This is a genomic window from Rhodoferax sp. GW821-FHT09E07, from assembly GCF_059416145.1.
In genome coordinates, this window is the sequence record NZ_JBWKOP010000002.1 from 247,104 (window position 1) to 261,844 (window position 14,741).

13 protein-coding genes are annotated in these 14,741 nt (G+C 60.4%); 4 read left to right on the forward strand and 9 right to left on the reverse strand.

Going from position 1 to position 14,741, the window contains the following annotated elements:
* Positions 1 to 76 precede the first annotated feature (76 nt).
* The 8 genes from aceA to AC07OE_RS04425 form a co-directional block, all read right to left on the reverse strand.
* The gene (aceA, locus tag AC07OE_RS04390) at positions 77 to 1,408 is read right to left on the reverse strand and encodes an isocitrate lyase (protein WP_495069349.1); all 1,332 of its coding nucleotides are present in this window, start codon (positions 1,406 to 1,408) and stop codon (positions 77 to 79) included.
* A gap of 423 nt (positions 1,409 to 1,831) precedes the next feature.
* A complete protein-coding gene (locus AC07OE_RS04395; RefSeq protein ID WP_495069350.1) occupies positions 1,832 to 3,301 on the reverse strand; it encodes an aldehyde dehydrogenase in 1,470 nt (489 codons plus the stop codon).
* A 42-nt stretch (positions 3,302 to 3,343) separates the two neighbouring features.
* A complete protein-coding gene (locus tag AC07OE_RS04400) occupies positions 3,344 to 4,204 on the reverse strand; it encodes an ABC transporter permease (protein ID WP_495069351.1) in 861 nt (286 codons plus the stop codon).
* A gap of 10 nt (positions 4,205 to 4,214) precedes the next feature.
* Complete coding sequence (locus tag AC07OE_RS04405; protein WP_495069352.1) at positions 4,215 to 5,144, reverse strand: ABC transporter permease; 930 nt, start codon at positions 5,142 to 5,144, stop codon at positions 4,215 to 4,217.
* Between the two features lie 7 nt (positions 5,145 to 5,151).
* Complete coding sequence (locus tag AC07OE_RS04410) at positions 5,152 to 6,252, reverse strand: ABC transporter ATP-binding protein (RefSeq protein WP_495069353.1); 1,101 nt, start codon at positions 6,250 to 6,252, stop codon at positions 5,152 to 5,154.
* Between the two features lie 91 nt (positions 6,253 to 6,343).
* The gene (locus AC07OE_RS04415) at positions 6,344 to 7,498 is read right to left on the reverse strand and encodes an extracellular solute-binding protein (RefSeq protein WP_495069354.1); all 1,155 of its coding nucleotides are present in this window, start codon (positions 7,496 to 7,498) and stop codon (positions 6,344 to 6,346) included.
* An 84-nt stretch (positions 7,499 to 7,582) separates the two neighbouring features.
* The gene (locus AC07OE_RS04420; protein ID WP_495069355.1) at positions 7,583 to 8,977 is read right to left on the reverse strand and encodes an aspartate aminotransferase family protein; all 1,395 of its coding nucleotides are present in this window, start codon (positions 8,975 to 8,977) and stop codon (positions 7,583 to 7,585) included.
* Between the two features lie 26 nt (positions 8,978 to 9,003).
* Positions 9,004 to 10,371 (reverse strand): glutamine synthetase family protein, encoded by a 1,368-nt coding sequence (locus AC07OE_RS04425; RefSeq protein ID WP_495069356.1) that lies wholly within the window; start codon positions 10,369 to 10,371, stop codon positions 9,004 to 9,006.
* A 195-nt stretch (positions 10,372 to 10,566) separates the two neighbouring features.
* On the opposite strand from AC07OE_RS04425, the gene AC07OE_RS04430 reads away from it, so the two are divergent.
* On the forward strand, positions 10,567 to 11,532 hold the full coding sequence (locus tag AC07OE_RS04430) for a DMT family transporter (RefSeq protein WP_495069603.1): 966 nt from the start codon (positions 10,567 to 10,569) through the stop codon (positions 11,530 to 11,532).
* On the opposite strand, the gene rraA is transcribed toward AC07OE_RS04430, so the two are convergent.
* Positions 11,516 to 12,037 (reverse strand): ribonuclease E activity regulator RraA, encoded by a 522-nt coding sequence (rraA, locus tag AC07OE_RS04435; protein ID WP_495069357.1) that lies wholly within the window; start codon positions 12,035 to 12,037, stop codon positions 11,516 to 11,518. The two genes, AC07OE_RS04430 and rraA, sit on opposite strands and share 17 nt — an antisense overlap.
* A gap of 178 nt (positions 12,038 to 12,215) precedes the next feature.
* Between rraA and AC07OE_RS04440 the strand changes: the two genes are divergently transcribed.
* From AC07OE_RS04440 to AC07OE_RS04450, 3 genes are all read left to right on the forward strand, one after another.
* Entirely contained in the window at positions 12,216 to 12,650 is a 435-nt protein-coding gene (locus tag AC07OE_RS04440; RefSeq protein ID WP_294769943.1) for an SWIB/MDM2 domain-containing protein, read from the forward strand.
* Positions 12,651 to 12,818: 168 nt separating this feature from the next.
* A complete protein-coding gene (locus tag AC07OE_RS04445) occupies positions 12,819 to 13,829 on the forward strand; it encodes an ABC transporter permease subunit (protein WP_495069358.1) in 1,011 nt (336 codons plus the stop codon).
* Positions 13,829 to 14,728 (forward strand): ABC transporter permease subunit, encoded by a 900-nt coding sequence (locus AC07OE_RS04450; RefSeq protein WP_495069359.1) that lies wholly within the window; start codon positions 13,829 to 13,831, stop codon positions 14,726 to 14,728. The genes AC07OE_RS04445 and AC07OE_RS04450 overlap by 1 nt, the downstream gene beginning before the upstream one ends.
* The last annotated feature ends 13 nt before the right edge of the window (positions 14,729 to 14,741 follow it).

Consider the following 14,741-nt stretch of genomic DNA (forward strand, 5'->3'; position numbering starts at 1 on the left):
TTGAGTTCGCATTTTACCCAATAAAAAAGGCCGGGCGCCTTGCAAGCAGCCTAGCCTTTATTCCGGTGCGAATGGCTTAGTGGAATTGCTCTTCTTCGGTGGAACCCGTCAGGGCCTTCACGGAGGACGAACCACCCTGGATCACCGTGGTCACATCGTCGAAGTAACCGGCGCCGACTTCCTGCTGGTGAGATACGAAGGTGTAACCCTTGTCACGTGCCGCGAATTCAGGCTCTTGCACCATGTTCACATAGTGTTTCATGCCTTCGCCGTTGGCGTAAGCGTGGGCGAACTGGAACGTATTGAACCAGTTGATGTGGATACCTGCCAGCGTGATGAACTGGTACTTGTAGCCCAGCGCGGACAGGTCTTCCTGGAAAGAAGCGATCTGGCTGTCGTTGAGGTTCTTCTTCCAGTTGAAGGAAGGCGAGCAGTTGTACGACAGCAGCTTGCCGGGGCATGCAGCGTGTACGGCTTGCGCGAATTCACGGGCAAAGCCGATATCGGGCACACCGGTTTCGCACCACACCAGATCGGCGTAGGGTGCGTAGGCCACGCCGCGGCTGATGGCTTGTTCCAGGCCGTTCTTGACGCGGTAGAAACCTTCTTGGGTGCGCTCGCCGGTCAGGAAAGGTTTGTCGTTGGCATCGTGGTCCGACGTGATCAGGTTGGCCGCTTCAGCGTCGGTACGGGCCAGAACGATGGTGGACACACCCATCACGTCGGCCGCGAAACGTGCGGAGATCAGCTTTTCGCAGGCTTCTTGCGTAGGAACCAATACCTTGCCGCCCATGTGGCCGCATTTCTTCACGGCAGCCAGTTGGTCTTCAAAGTGCACGCCAGCAGCGCCGCTTTGGATCATGTTCTTCATCAGTTCGAAGGCGTTCAGCACGCCACCGAAACCGGCTTCGGCGTCGGCCACGATGGGCAGGAAGTAGTCGATGAATTCCTTGTCGCCGGGGTTGATGCCACGGCCCCACTGGATTTCGTCAGCGCGCTTGAACGTGTTGTTGATGCGGCGCACCATGGTGGGCACCGAGTCGTAGGCGTACAGCGACTGGTCGGGGTACATGGTTTCGGACGTGTTGCCGTCGGCGGCGACTTGCCAGCCCGACAGGTACACGGCTTCCAGGCCAGCCTTGGCTTGCTGCATGGCTTGGCCAGCGGAGATGGCGCCGAAAGCGTTGACGTAGCCCTTCTTGGCACCGCCATTGATCTTGTCCCACAGCTTTTCTGCACCGCGCTTGGCCAGTGTGTGCTCGATCGGCAGGCTGCCGCGCAAACGCACTACGTCAGCAGCGCTGTAACCGCGCTTCACGCCCTTCCAGCGAGGGTTGGTCGCCCAGTCTTTTTCCAGTGCGGCGATTTGTTGTTCGCGGCTCAGTTGCGAGTTGAGGTTTTGCGTCATGAGAGCACTCCTAGGGTTGGTTAAACATTGCGGCCCGGTTTTGTCGTGCAATTCCAGTGCCGATGGATGAATTCTATGTCTTATATAAGACATATTTTTAATCTTATGTCTTATATAAGACTTAAATTTATTTGTTCAAATTCAATGACTTAGAGAATGCATATTGGATAGTGGAATGTTTGACATGCATGTGAAATGCAGATGCAATCGCAGCCCCATTTTCAAACCACAATATGAAATGAAATGACGCATCGCAAAAATACACGCATGCAGACGCCTGCACGCAGGAACTGCACCAGTGCCAAGCCACAGCCTGCGTGCACTGCTACAGAGCAGTTTTTGAATGAAAAGTGGGCCTAGCCCCCGCCGAATATGCGCGAGAAGCTATCAAAAGAGGAGCACCGCGTGTGCCGCGGCGCCGACCTACACCGGACTGTCGATGCGGATCCAGGTGGTCTTGGTTTCGGTGTACTTGTCCAGAGCGTGCAGGGACTTGTCGCGCCCTACCCCGCTCTGCTTGTAGCCACCAAAGGGGACCGTGATGTCATCCTCGTCGTACTGGTTCACATGCACGGTGCCCGCCCGCAGTGCACGCGCCACACCATGGGCCTTGTTGATGTCACGCGTCCAAACCCCCGCCTGCAAGCCGTAGATACTGTCGTTGGCCTGGCGCACCACGTCCGCAGCATCGGTAAAGGCGGATACTGCCAGCACTGGCCCGAAGATCTCCTCGCGTGCAATGGTCATGTCGGGGCGCACACCATCAAAAATGGTGGGTTGCACATAGCAGCCGCCACTTCCCTGCAGCACCTGCTCACCACCCGCGATCAAGGCCGCACCCTGCTGCTTGCCGCTGTCGATGTAACGCAGCACCGTCTCCATCTGCACCTTGTCCACCAGCGCGCCCATCACCGTCTCGGGCAGCAAGGGGTTGGCCGGCGCATAGCCCGGCACCAGCGCCAGGGCTTTTTCCAAAAAGCGATCCTTGATGCCGGCTTCCACAAACAGGCGCGACGGCGCGTTGCAGCTTTCGCCCTGGTTGAAGAAGATGCTGCCCACGGCGGCCTGAACCGCCCGGTCCAGGTCCGGGCAATCGGCAAACACGATGTTGGGCGACTTGCCACCCAGTTCGGTCCAGGCGCGCTTGATGTTGCTCTGCCCCGCCATCACGTGGATCTGCTTGCCCACGCGCGTGGAGCCCGTAAAGGCGATGCAATCCGCATCCATATGCAGGGCCAGCGGCGACCCCGCTTCGGGGCCGAAGCCGGGCACCACGTTCAGCACGCCGGCTGGGATGCCGGCTTCCAACGCCAGATCGCCCAGGCGCAGGGCCGTGAGCGGCGACTTCTCGCTGGGCTTCAGCACCACGGAGTTGCCTGCAGCCAGGGCCGGTGCTATCTTCCAGGCCGCCATGATCATGGGGTAGTTCCAGGGCACGATGACGCCCACTACCCCCACGGGCTCACGCGTAATCAGGGCCAGTGCGGTGTCGGGCGTGGGGGCAATTTCGTCGTACACCTTGTCTACCGCCTCGCCATACCAGCGCAGGCAGTTGGAGGCGCTGTTCACGTCCACGGCGCGCGCGTACTTCACGGGCTTGCCCATGTCCCAGGCTTCGGTCACCGCCAGCTCGTCGCCGTGGGCCAGCACCAAGTCGGCAAAGCGGATCAGCACGCGCTTGCGCTGTGCCGGGGCAAGGCCACGCCAGCGCTTGTCGTCAAACGCTGCACGGGCGCTGCGTACAGCCAGGTCAATGTCTGTGTCGTTACAGCGCGCCACCTGCGTCAAGAGGCTGCCATCCACAGGGGAAATGCAGTCAAACAGTGCGCCGCTCTGGGCCCCCACACGGGCTCCGTTGATAAGCGCACGTCCATCAAACGTCAAAGCAGGCATGGCACATTCCTTGTATCGCGCGGCCCGCAGCGCCGCAATGGGTCAAACCGGATTCAGCGCAGCGACTTCTGCACGCGCGGCCGCCGCAATCTCGCGCTCACGCTTGCGCGACTGGCGCGCCACCCACACGCTGTAGCCCACGATGACGCAGGTCACGGTAGTGATGAGCAAGGTGGCGGCGGCGTAAATGGTCGGGTTGATGCCCCGGCGCGCGTAGCTGAAGATCACTTGCGGCAAGGTGCTGACGCCAGGGCCAGACAGAAACTCGGAGATCACCACATCGTCAAACGACAGCGTGAATGACAACAGGAAGGCGGCAAAGATCGCCTGCGCAATCTGCGGCAGCGTGATCAGCAGGAACACCTGGTGGGGCCGCGCGCCCAGGTCCATGGCGGCTTCTTCGATGGAACGGTTCATTTCCAGCAGGCGCGACTGGATCACCACCATGCCGTAGGCCATGCCCAACAGCGTGTGACCCAGCACAATGGTGAGCATGCCGCGTTCGGGCCAACCCATGAAGTTCTGTGCCCCCACCATCAGCAGCAGCAGCGAGAGGCCAATCACGACCTCGGGCATCACCAGCGGCGCGTTCACCATGCCGGAAAACACGGTGCGGCCAATGAAGCGGCGATAGCGCACCAGCACAAAGGCAGCGAAGGTGCCCAGCACTGCCGACAGCACGCCGGTGACCGTGGCCACTTTGACGGAGAGCCAGAAGCCTTCAACGATCTTGGTGTCGCGTGTGAGCGCGTCGTACCAGCGCAGGGAGAAGCCGGTGAAGTTGGCGTCCTGCCTAGTGCTGTTGAAGGAGAACACCACCATGAACAACAGGGGCACATACAAAAACACGTACACCACCGTCAGCCACAACTTGCCAAAATTCTTTTCCACAAATGCTTTCATCGTGTGGCCCTCAATGACGCCCACCGGACTGCTCGGAAGCCTCGCCGGTGTAGTGGTAGTACATGGCCAGGGGCACGATGATGATGGCAATCATCACCACCGCCAGCGCCGTGGCGCGCGGCCAGTTGTTGGCGGTGAACATTTCGTCCCACACCACGCGGCCAATCATGATGTTCTCCGGCCCGCCCAGCAATGAGGGAATCACAAACTCGCCCACCGCAGGAATGAACACCAGCATGAAGCCAGCAACAATGCCTGCCTTGGACAGTGGCACGGTCACAAGCCAGAACGCCTTGAATGGCGAGGTACCCAGGTCATAGGCAGCCTCCAGCAGGCGGAAGTCCATCTTCACCAGGTTGGCGTACAGCGGCAGCACCATGAAGGGCAGGTACACATAGGTCATGCCCACCAGCATGGAGACATTGGTGTACAGCATCTGGATGGGCTCGTTGATGATGCCCAGATACAGCAGCGCCTGGTTCACCACGCCCTGGTCGGCCAAGATGCCCTTCCAGGCGTAGACGCGCAGCAGAAACGAAGTCCAGAACGGCAGCATCACCATCATCAGCAAAGCCGGGCGCACCGTGGGCTTGGAGCGTGCAATGAAATACGCAAACGGGTAGCCAATACCCAGGCACAGCAGTGCGGTGCACAGCGCGTACCAGAGCGAGCGCAGATAGGCCTCGATATAGAGCGTGCGGAACAGGCTTCCGTCTTCGCCGTTGCGAAAGATGGACCAGTAGTTCTCGTACTTGAGCTTGAGCAGACCGGTCTGGGTGTCCCAAATGGGCTTGAAGGGGTGAATATCCCCCGCCATGTCCACAAAGCTGATGTAGGCCAGGATGAGGAACGGCAGCAAAAAGAACACGGTCAGCCAGGTGAACGGCACACCGATCACAAAGCGCCGGCCGGGCATGGGAAAGCGAGATGTAGGCTGCATGTCGGGCCTAGTCGCGCAGCACGATGCCGGAGCGGTCACCCCACCAGAAGTAGACGTTGTCTTCCCAGGTGATGTCGCTGAGCTCCTGGCGCCGGGTGTTGGCTTCCATGATCTTCACCTTGGTGCCATCCGTGGCCACCACAATATAGGTGTTGTACGAGCCAAAGTAGGCAATCTCCTTGACCTGGCCGGTGAACACGTTTTGCGCCACGTTGGGCCGCGTCTTGCTGATCTCGATCTTCTCTGGCCGTACGGCAATGCCCACGGGCATGTTCAGCGTGCCGCTCACCCCGTGGCCCACATGGATCTCGCCAATCCCGGTGACCGCGGCGCAGCGGTCATGCTCGTCTACGCTGAGGTGGCCGTCAAAGATGTTCACATTGCCGATGAAGTCCGCCACAAAGCGGTTGGCCGGGTGCTCATACACCTCTTCGGGCGAGCCGACCTGCAGCACACGGCCCTTGCTCATCACTGCAATGCGGTTGGCCATGGTCATGGCCTCTTCCTGGTCATGGGTCACCATCACGCAGGTCACGCCCACTTTCTCGATGATGTTGACCAGCTCAAACTGGGTTTGTTCGCGCAGCTTCTTGTCCAGCGCCCCCAGAGGCTCATCCAGCAACAACAACTTGGGCCGCTTGGCCAAGCTGCGTGCCAGCGCCACACGCTGCTGTTGTCCCCCCGAGAGCTGGTGCGGCTTGCGTTTGGCATAGGCGCCCAGTTGCACCAAGTCCAACATCTCCCCCACGCGCAGCTTGATCTCATCGCGGGGCAAGCCCTCACGCTTCAGGCCGAAAGCCACGTTTTCCCAGATGTCCAGGTGCGGAAACAGCGCGTACGACTGGAACATCATGTTGATGGGCCGGTCATAAGGGCGCAGTTTGGCCACGTCCTGACCACCCAGCAAGATGCGGCCCGACGTGGGCGATTCGAACCCGGCCAGCATGCGCAGCAGCGTGGACTTGCCGCAACCCGAGCTACCCAGCAGGGCAAAAATCTCCCCCTGGCCGATGGAGAGCGATACTTCGTCCACCGCCAGCGCTTCGTCGAAGCGCTTGACCAGTTTTTCGGTCACCAAGTAACCCGCGTTGTCCGCTAGTGCTGTCATCAATTGATCCCTGCTGAATACGACTGCGCCATGAAAAAGGGCTGTTCATACAGACGTACAAACAGCCCCTGTTGGCGTTTACACCAAACCTTTACTTGCCTTTTTTGAACGCGTTGTAAGCGTTGGCCAGTGCCTCACGGGCTTCATTGCTGAAGCTGCTGGGAGGAACCATCTTGGCCAGGTAATCGGCATCCACAAAGATGGTCTTGTTGCCGGCGATTTCAGGCTTGACCTTGTCCACGGCAGCCTTGTTGCCGGTGTTGTAGGTCATTTCATTGGCCATTTGCGCAGCGTTCTCAGGACGCAGGTAGAAGTCAATGAAGGCCAGCGCGTTGTTGGGGTGCTTGGCATCCTTGGTCATCGCGATGGAGTCGATGAAAATCAATGCTCCGGTACTGGGCAGCAAGGCTTCGATCACATCCTTGGAGCCGTTGTCACGGGCACGGCCTGCAGCAATGTTGATGTCACCTGCCCAGCCGATGGCCGCACACGCCTTGCCGCCAGCGATGTCGTCAATCATGGTGGCGCTAAACAGGCGGATATCCTTGCGGACCTTGGCCAGCATCGCCGTGGCTGCCTTGTAGTCATCGGCGTTGTTGGAATAGGCATCCTTGCCCAGGTAGTGCAGGGCTGCGGGCAGGATTTCGGTGGGCGAATCCAGGTAAGCAATGCCGCAGGACTTCAGCTTGGCCGTGTACTTGGGGTTGAACACCAGGTCCCATGCGTTCTCAGGCATGGGCATGCCGCCCAGGGCCTTTTCAACCTTGGTTTTGTTGATACCCACCGTGGTGAAGCTCCAGGCCCATGGTACCAAGTGCTTGTTCTCGGGGTCGGCCTTGGTCATGACGGCCAGCAGGGCGGGGTCGAGGTTGGTCAGGTTCTTGATCTTGGACTTGTCCAAGGGCTGCAGCAGGCCGCCTTCGATCTGGCCCTTGGCGAACACGGTGCCGGGCACCACGAGGTCATAGCCGGTGTTGCCCGCCACCAGCTTGGCTTGCAGCGCTTCGTTGGTTTCAAAGGTGTCGTAGTTCACCTTGATGCCGGTTTCCTTCTCGAACGCCGCCACCATGCCTTCAGGGATGTAGTCCGGCCAGTTGTAGATGTTCAGGACTTTTTCTTCCGCATTGGCCGCAGGCGCGCTGGCCACCGCCGCAGGTGCGGGAGCAGCCGCTGCGGGCTCCTCTTTTTTGCCACAAGCCGTCAAAACCAGCGCCGCTACGGCGACGGAACACAGGGTGTACTTCATGTTGGAGCTCTCCGTTACAAAAATAGAGGAAGAAAAGTCAGAAATATGCGAAGCAAAAAACAGACCAAAAGATTATAGAAGTGCTTAGACCAGCCCTCGGGCCTTCAGATCCACCAAAGTGCGGTCCAGGGCCAGATGGATCAGCCGCATCAGCTCGTCAATATCAGTTTGGGTCATGACCAACGGCGGCGCAATGATCATCCGGTCACCCACCGCCCGCATGATGAGGCCATTGCCAAAGCAATGGCCGCGGCAGATCATGCCCACCCCGTCGTCGGCATGGAAACGCTCCAGGGTTTTCTTGTTCTTCACCAGCACCAGCCCGCCCACAAAGCCGCAGGTCTCTGCGTGGGCCACCAGCGGGTGGTCGTTCAGCTCGGCGTAGCGCTGTGCGAAGTAGGCCCCCATCTCGCCGTGCACCTTTTGCGGCAGTTGTTCGGCCACCATGATGTCCAGATTGGCCATGGCGACCGCGCAGGCCACAGGATGACCACTGTAGGTGTAGCCGTGGGTGAACTCGCCGCCCTGCTCTATCAGCACCCGGGCCACGCGGTTGCCCACCATCACACCGCCCAGGGGCACATAGCCGCTGGTGATGGCCTTGGCAAAAGTCACCAGATCCGGTTTATAGCCAAACTTCTCGTAGCCAAACCAGTGGCCGAGGCGGCCAAAAGCGCAAATCACCTCGTCGCTGATCAGCAGGATGCCGTACTTGTCCACGATGCGCTGGATCTCAGGCCAGTAGGTGGACGGCGGAATAATCACTCCGCCCGCACCCTGCAGGGGCTCCGCAATGAAGGCCGCCACCTTGTCAGGCCCCACCTCCAGGATCTTGGCCTCCAGCCAGCCCGCGGCCCGTACCCCAAACTCCTCGCGCGACTCGCCGGGAATCGCGTTCTCAAAGTAGTACGGCTGCTCAATGTGGGTGATGTTGGGGATCGGCAAGTCGCCCTGCGCATGCATGCCGCTCATGCCGCCCAGCGACGCGCCAGCCATGGTGCTGCCGTGGTAGCCATTGATGCGGCCAATGATGACCTTGCGCTGCGGTTGGCCCAGCAGGTCCCAGTAGCGGCGCACCATGCGTACGTTGGAATCATTGCTCTCGCTGCCGCTGCTGGAATAGAACACATGCTGAAAACTGCGATCCCCCACCGAGGGCGCCATGGAGGCCAGGCGCGCGGCCAACTGCACGGCTGGCACATTGGTGGTCTGGAAGAAGCTGTTGTAGTAGGGCAGCGTCATCATCTGCGCATGGGCTGCATCGGCCAGGGCCTTGCGGCCATAGCCCACATTCACACACCACAGGCCGCTCATGGCATCCAGAATCTGGTGGCCCTCGGAGTCCCAGACATAGATCCCCTCAGCCCGCGTAATCACGCGGGCGCCCCGGCTGGAGAGGTCCTTGAAATCGGTGAAGGGATGCAGGAAATGCGCGCTGTCCAGCGACTGGATCAGGGCGGTATCAACAGAGGTAGTCATGGCAGTCTTTGCGGATTGAATTGGTCTCAGACGTGGAGCAACAAGTGTTCCCGCTCCCATGGCGAGATCACCTTCATGAACTCGTCAAACTCCAGCTCCTTGATCTCGGTGTAGACCGTGACGAACTCCTTGCCCAACACCTCATGCAGGTCGCTTTCCTTGCGCAGCCAATCCAGCGCCTCGCCCAGGCTGCGCGGCAATGCATAGGGTGACAAGTAGGCATCGCCCCGCATTTCGGGCTTGGGCTTGATCCTGTTTTTCAGCCCCAGGTAGCCGCAGGCCAGTGTCATGGCCATGGCCACATAGGGGTTGGCGTCGGCGCCGATGACGCGGTTCTCCACCCGGCGCGCCGCGGGAGATGAAATCGGCGAGCGGATGCCCACCGTGCGGTTGTCGTAGCCCCATTCGATGTTGATGGGCGCCGCCGTGTTGCGCGACAGGCGGCGGTAGCTGTTCACATAGGGCGCCACCAGCACCATGGCCGCAGGAATGTAGCGCTGTAAACCACCGATGTAGTGAAAGAAAGACTCGGAGGGCGTACCGTCCTCATTGCTGAACACATTCTTGCCGGTCTGCACATTCAGCAGGCTTTGGTGCACGTGCATGGCGCTGCCGGGCTCGCCCGCAATCGGCTTGGCCATGAAGGTCGCATACATGTCGTGGCGCAAGGCCGCCTCACGCACTGTGCGCTTGAAGAAAAACACTTCGTCCGCCAGGCCCAGTGGCTGGTTGTGGAAAAAGTTGATCTCCATCTGACCGGCGCCCACTTCGTGAATCAGCGTGTCCACGTTGAGCTCCATCTTGTCGGAATAGTCGTAGATCTCTTCAAACAGCGGATCGAACTCGTTCACTGCGTCGATGCTATAGGCTTGGCGGGAGGTCTCGGCGCGCCCGCTGCGGCCAATGGGCGCGCGCAGCAATGTGTTGGGATCGGTGTTGCGGGCCGTGAGGTAAAACTCCAGCTCGGGCGCCACGATAGGCTGCAGGCCTTCGGCCGCGTACAGGTCACACACGCGGCGCAGTACGCTGCGCGGGGCAAAGGACACCAGCTTGCCTTCGTGGTCAAAGCAGTCGTGAATCACCTGCGCCGTGGGGTCGGTGGCCCAGGGAACAATGCGTACCGAGGAGGGGTCGGGCCGGAGTTGCATGTCTTTGTCGGTGGGGTCCACCACGTCGTAGTACGGGCCGCTCTCGGGAAACTCGCCCGTCACCCCCATGGCCACAATGCCTTGCGGCAGGCGCATGCCGCGGTCTTCGGTGAACTTGGCGCGCGGCAAGATTTTTCCGCGCGCTACGCCCGTCAAGTCGGGCACCAGACATTCCACCTCCGTCACTCGCCGTTCATTGAGCCATTGCTCCAGATCGTTGAAGTTCATTGGTTTGTTTTCACTCATTCCCTACTCCTTGCTGTATGCACCGCAAGAGGCGTGCCCATCGCGGGTGGCAACGCGGTGCTGGCTTGGCTACAAGAGCCTGATGCCATTGTGCTGCATAAATGCACCACCCAAGTGCATGGCCCTGCCCTGACCAAGGCCGCCTTTGCCATGGTGTATCGTCGTGCGCTTCATTCCCACCGCACGCCCTCTTGCATGACCCACGCCCCCGCTGTCCTTGCCCATCCCCCACGCTGGATCGCCTACAGTCTTCTGGCACTCAGCATGTCCCTGGTTGGCAGCTATGTGGCCTTGTCCAAACCGCTGGTCGCAGCCCTTCCCGTGTTTCTGCTGGCCTGGCTGCGCTTTGGCATCGGTGGGCTGGCGATGGTGCACTGGCTCAAGCGCCCCGCAACTGAACTGCCCATGACACCGGCCACGCGCAAGCTGGTGTTTCTGGAGTCGCTCTTGGGCAACTTCCTGTTTTCGATCTGCATGCTGTTTGGTGTGAGCATGACCACAGCCGTGTCCGCGGGCGTGATCATGGCGTCCATTCCCGCGGTGGTGGCGCTCATGAGCTGGGTCTTCCTGAAGGAGCGCATTGGCTTGCGCACGTGGGCAGCGGTGGCCTGCAGCGCGCTCGGCATCGGTTTGCTGGCGCTATCAAAAGGAGAGCTGTCGGCGCACGGTTCATCGGGGCCAGAGGGCGATTTGGCGCACAAGCAACTGCTGTGGGGCAATTTGCTGGTGTTTGGTGCCGTGCTCTGCGAAGCAGCGTATGCGGTGATCGGCAAGAAGCTCACGGGCGCCCTGTCCCCCAAGCGCATCACCGCGCTCATCAACCTCTGGGGCTTTGCGCTCATGACGCCCATGGGCCTGTACATGGCGTGGCGCTTCAACTTCGCCTCGGTGGCCATGGGCTCCTGGGTGCTGCTGGTGTTCTATGCGCTGGCCGCCAGTGTGTGGACCGTGTGGCTGTGGATGACGGGCCTGAAGACCGTGCCCGCAGCTCGCGCTGGCGTCTTCACGGTGATGCTGCCCATCTCGGCCGCACTGGTGGGTGTGCTGGTGCTGGGCGAACACCTGGGCGGCATGCAGATGCTGGCGTTTGGTATTGCACTCTTGGGCGTGGTGCTAGCCACCCTGCCCTCCCGCAGCGCTGCGGTTACACCAACGGCGTAGTCGACACCACGATGCCGTCTTCGTCGGCGTAAAGCCAGTCGCCAGGACGCACCCACACGCCCTGCAACTGCACGGGCACACCGGTTTGCCCCTGGTTACGTTTCTCGGTAGGCAGCGGCATGGCCGCCAGCGCACGTATGCCCACTGCTTGCTGCGCCAGCTCTGCGGTGTCACGCACACAACCGTCGATGACAACACCTGCCCAGCCATTGCGGGCGGCCGCAGCACCCAGGTTGCCACCGAGCAAAGCCTTGCGCAATGAGCCTCCGCCATCGACCACCAGCACCTGGGCCACACGCCCTGCGGGAGTGTCCAGCCAGCCTTGTGAATCCACCGCAGCTTTCACCAGCGTGTTGTCCTCAAAGCACTTCACCGTGACCACAGGACCGGCAAATTTCAGCACCTTGCCGAAGTCGCGAAACACCGGCGGCAGCACCCGAAACACGCCCGAAGTGTCGCCCTTGTGGGCATCGCAAAGGTCACAGGTTGTAAATGGCTGGGTCATCTGGGGGCACTCCTTTTCAGCGTTGCGGGCTATTCTCCAATGAAAAAAACAACATCCCCGAGGGAAAAATGCAGTTTCTCCCTTGGAAACGCGCTTTTTTGCCATTAGCATCCGCAGTACCAGTGAAGAAGCAGTTTTTTGCTGGTGATTAATCAATCTTCTAGAAGGACAATCAATCATGGCAACTGCGAAAAAAGCACCGGCAAAAAAAGCCGCACCCGCAAAGAAGGCGGCTCCTGCTAAGAAGGCAGCCGCTCCCGCGAAAAAGGCCGCTGTGAAAGCAGCACCCGCAAAGAAGGCGGCTCCCGCCAAGAAAGCGGCTCCCGCTAAAAAGGTAGCAGCCAAGAAGGCTCCCGCCAAGAAGCGCACCGTGAACGCCGCGTTCATGAAGGCTCTGACTCCGAGCTCCGCATTGGCGGCTGTGGTCGGTGCAGCTGCTCTGCCCCGCACCGAAGTGGTGAGCAAGCTGTGGACATACATCAAGAAGAACAAACTGCAAGACGCTGTCAACAAGCGCATGATCAATGCAGATGCCAAGCTGAAGGAAGTCTTCGGCAAGGCGCAAGTCTCCATGTTTGAGATGGCTGGCCTGATCGGCAAGCACCTCAAGTAAGCACTACTTGCACAACGCAAAAAAGGCCGGCTAACCCCGGCCTTTTTTTATGCCATTGGTTGCGCGCTTGGCACGACTGGTGCTTGGCACCATAAGGGAAACTCACTAGTCTTTATAGGTTTCAACTCCGGTTTTGCACCGCGGTGCACGCCTAGAATCCGCCCCTTCATGCTGCGCTTCTTACTTACGCGACTGAGCCTCATCATCCCCACCTTTTTCGGGATGACCTTGCTCGCCTTCTTTCTGATCCGGCTGGTGCCGGGTGATCCGATCGAGACGCTGGCCGGTGAGCGCGGCATTGACGCCACCCGCCATGCGGTACTGCTCAAGGCCTATGGTCTGGACCAGCCGGTCATGATGCAGTACGGCATCTACATCGGCAAAGTGCTCAAGGGCGATCTGGGCAAATCCATCATCACGCAGGAACCCGTGCTCAGCGAGTTCGCAGCGCTGTTCCCTGCGACCATCGAGCTCGCACTGTGCGCCATCGTCTTCGCACTGCTGATCGGCATTCCGGCCGGCATTCTGGCCGCCGTCAAACGCAATTCGTTTCTCGACCACGGTGTCATGGGGGTATCACTGGCCGGCTACTCCATGCCCATCTTCTGGTGGGGCCTGCTGCTGATCCTGCTGTTCTCGGTGCAACTGGACTGGACACCTGTGTCGGGCCGCATCGCGGTGGAATACTTCATCGAGCCCACCACAGGATTTTTGCTGATCGACAGCCTGCTGTCCGAAGACAAGGGCGCCTTCTGGTCAGCTTGCACACACCTGATCTTGCCCACCATCGTGCTGGGCACCAACCCACTGGCGGTGATTGCGCGCATGACCCGCTCGGCCATGCTCGAAGTGATGGGCGAAGACTACATCCGCACCGCGCGTGCCAAGGGCCTCACGGGCCTGCGCGTGGTGGCCGTGCATGCGCTGCGCAATGCGCTGATTCCCGTGGTCACCGTGATTGGCCTGCAAGTGGGTGTGTTGTTCACCGGCGCCATCCTGACCGAAACCATCTTCTCCTGGCCAGGTGTAGGCAAGTGGCTCATTGAGGCCATTGCCCGCCGTGACTACCCCGTGCTGCAAGGCGGAATGTTGTTACTGGGTGTGATTGTTATGGCCGTGAACTTGCTTGTGGATATCACCTACGGCATCATCAATCCCCGCATCCGGCACCAAAAATAATGTCCTCGCCCAGCTTGCCCATGCCCGCGTCGGTGCAGCCCCTTCACCCTGTGCAGGATTTCTGGCTCTACTTCAAAACCAACCGTGGTGCGCTGGCCGGTTTGGCCGTGGTGGTCCTGGTGTTGCTGGTGGCATTGCTGGCCCCCTGGTTGGCCCCCTACCCGCCCGACCTCACCGACAACACGGTGTTTCTCTCGCCGCCGTTCTGGCAGACCGGTGGGTCCACGGCGCACCTGCTGGGCACCGACGCCATCGGCCGCGATGTGCTGTCGCGCCTCATGCATGGCGCGCGCCTCTCACTGGTGATTGGCATGGCCGTGGTGTCCCTCTCGGTGGTGCTGGGCACGGTGCTGGGTCTGCTGGCGGGCTATTTCAAAGGCCTGCTGGAGATCGCCATCATGCGGATGATGGACATCATCCTGACCCTGCCCAGCCTGCTGTTAGCTATCGTGATCGTGGCCATCCTGGGGCCGGGCTTGGTGAACGCCATGCTGGCCGTCTCCATCGTGGTGCTGCCGCACTATGTGCGCATTACCCGCGCCGCAGTGATTGCTGAGACGTCGCGCGACTACGTAACCGCCGCACGCATGACAGGGGCCGGGCATCTGCGCCTGATGTTCAGCGAGGTGCTGCCCAACTGCACAGCACCGCTGATCGTGCAGGCCTCGCTGGGCATTTCCACCGCCATTCTGGATGCTGCCGCGCTGGGCTTTCTGGGTCTGGGGGCACAACCACCCTCGCCCGAGTGGGGCACCATGCTGGCCGATGCGCGAGAGTTTGTGCTGCGCGCCTGGTGGGTCGTGACCTTCCCGGGCTTGGCCATTTTGATCACCGTGCTGGCGTTCAACCTGCTGGGCGATGGCCTGCGCGATGCGCTGGACCCCAAGCTCAAACGCTGACCCGCGAATCCGG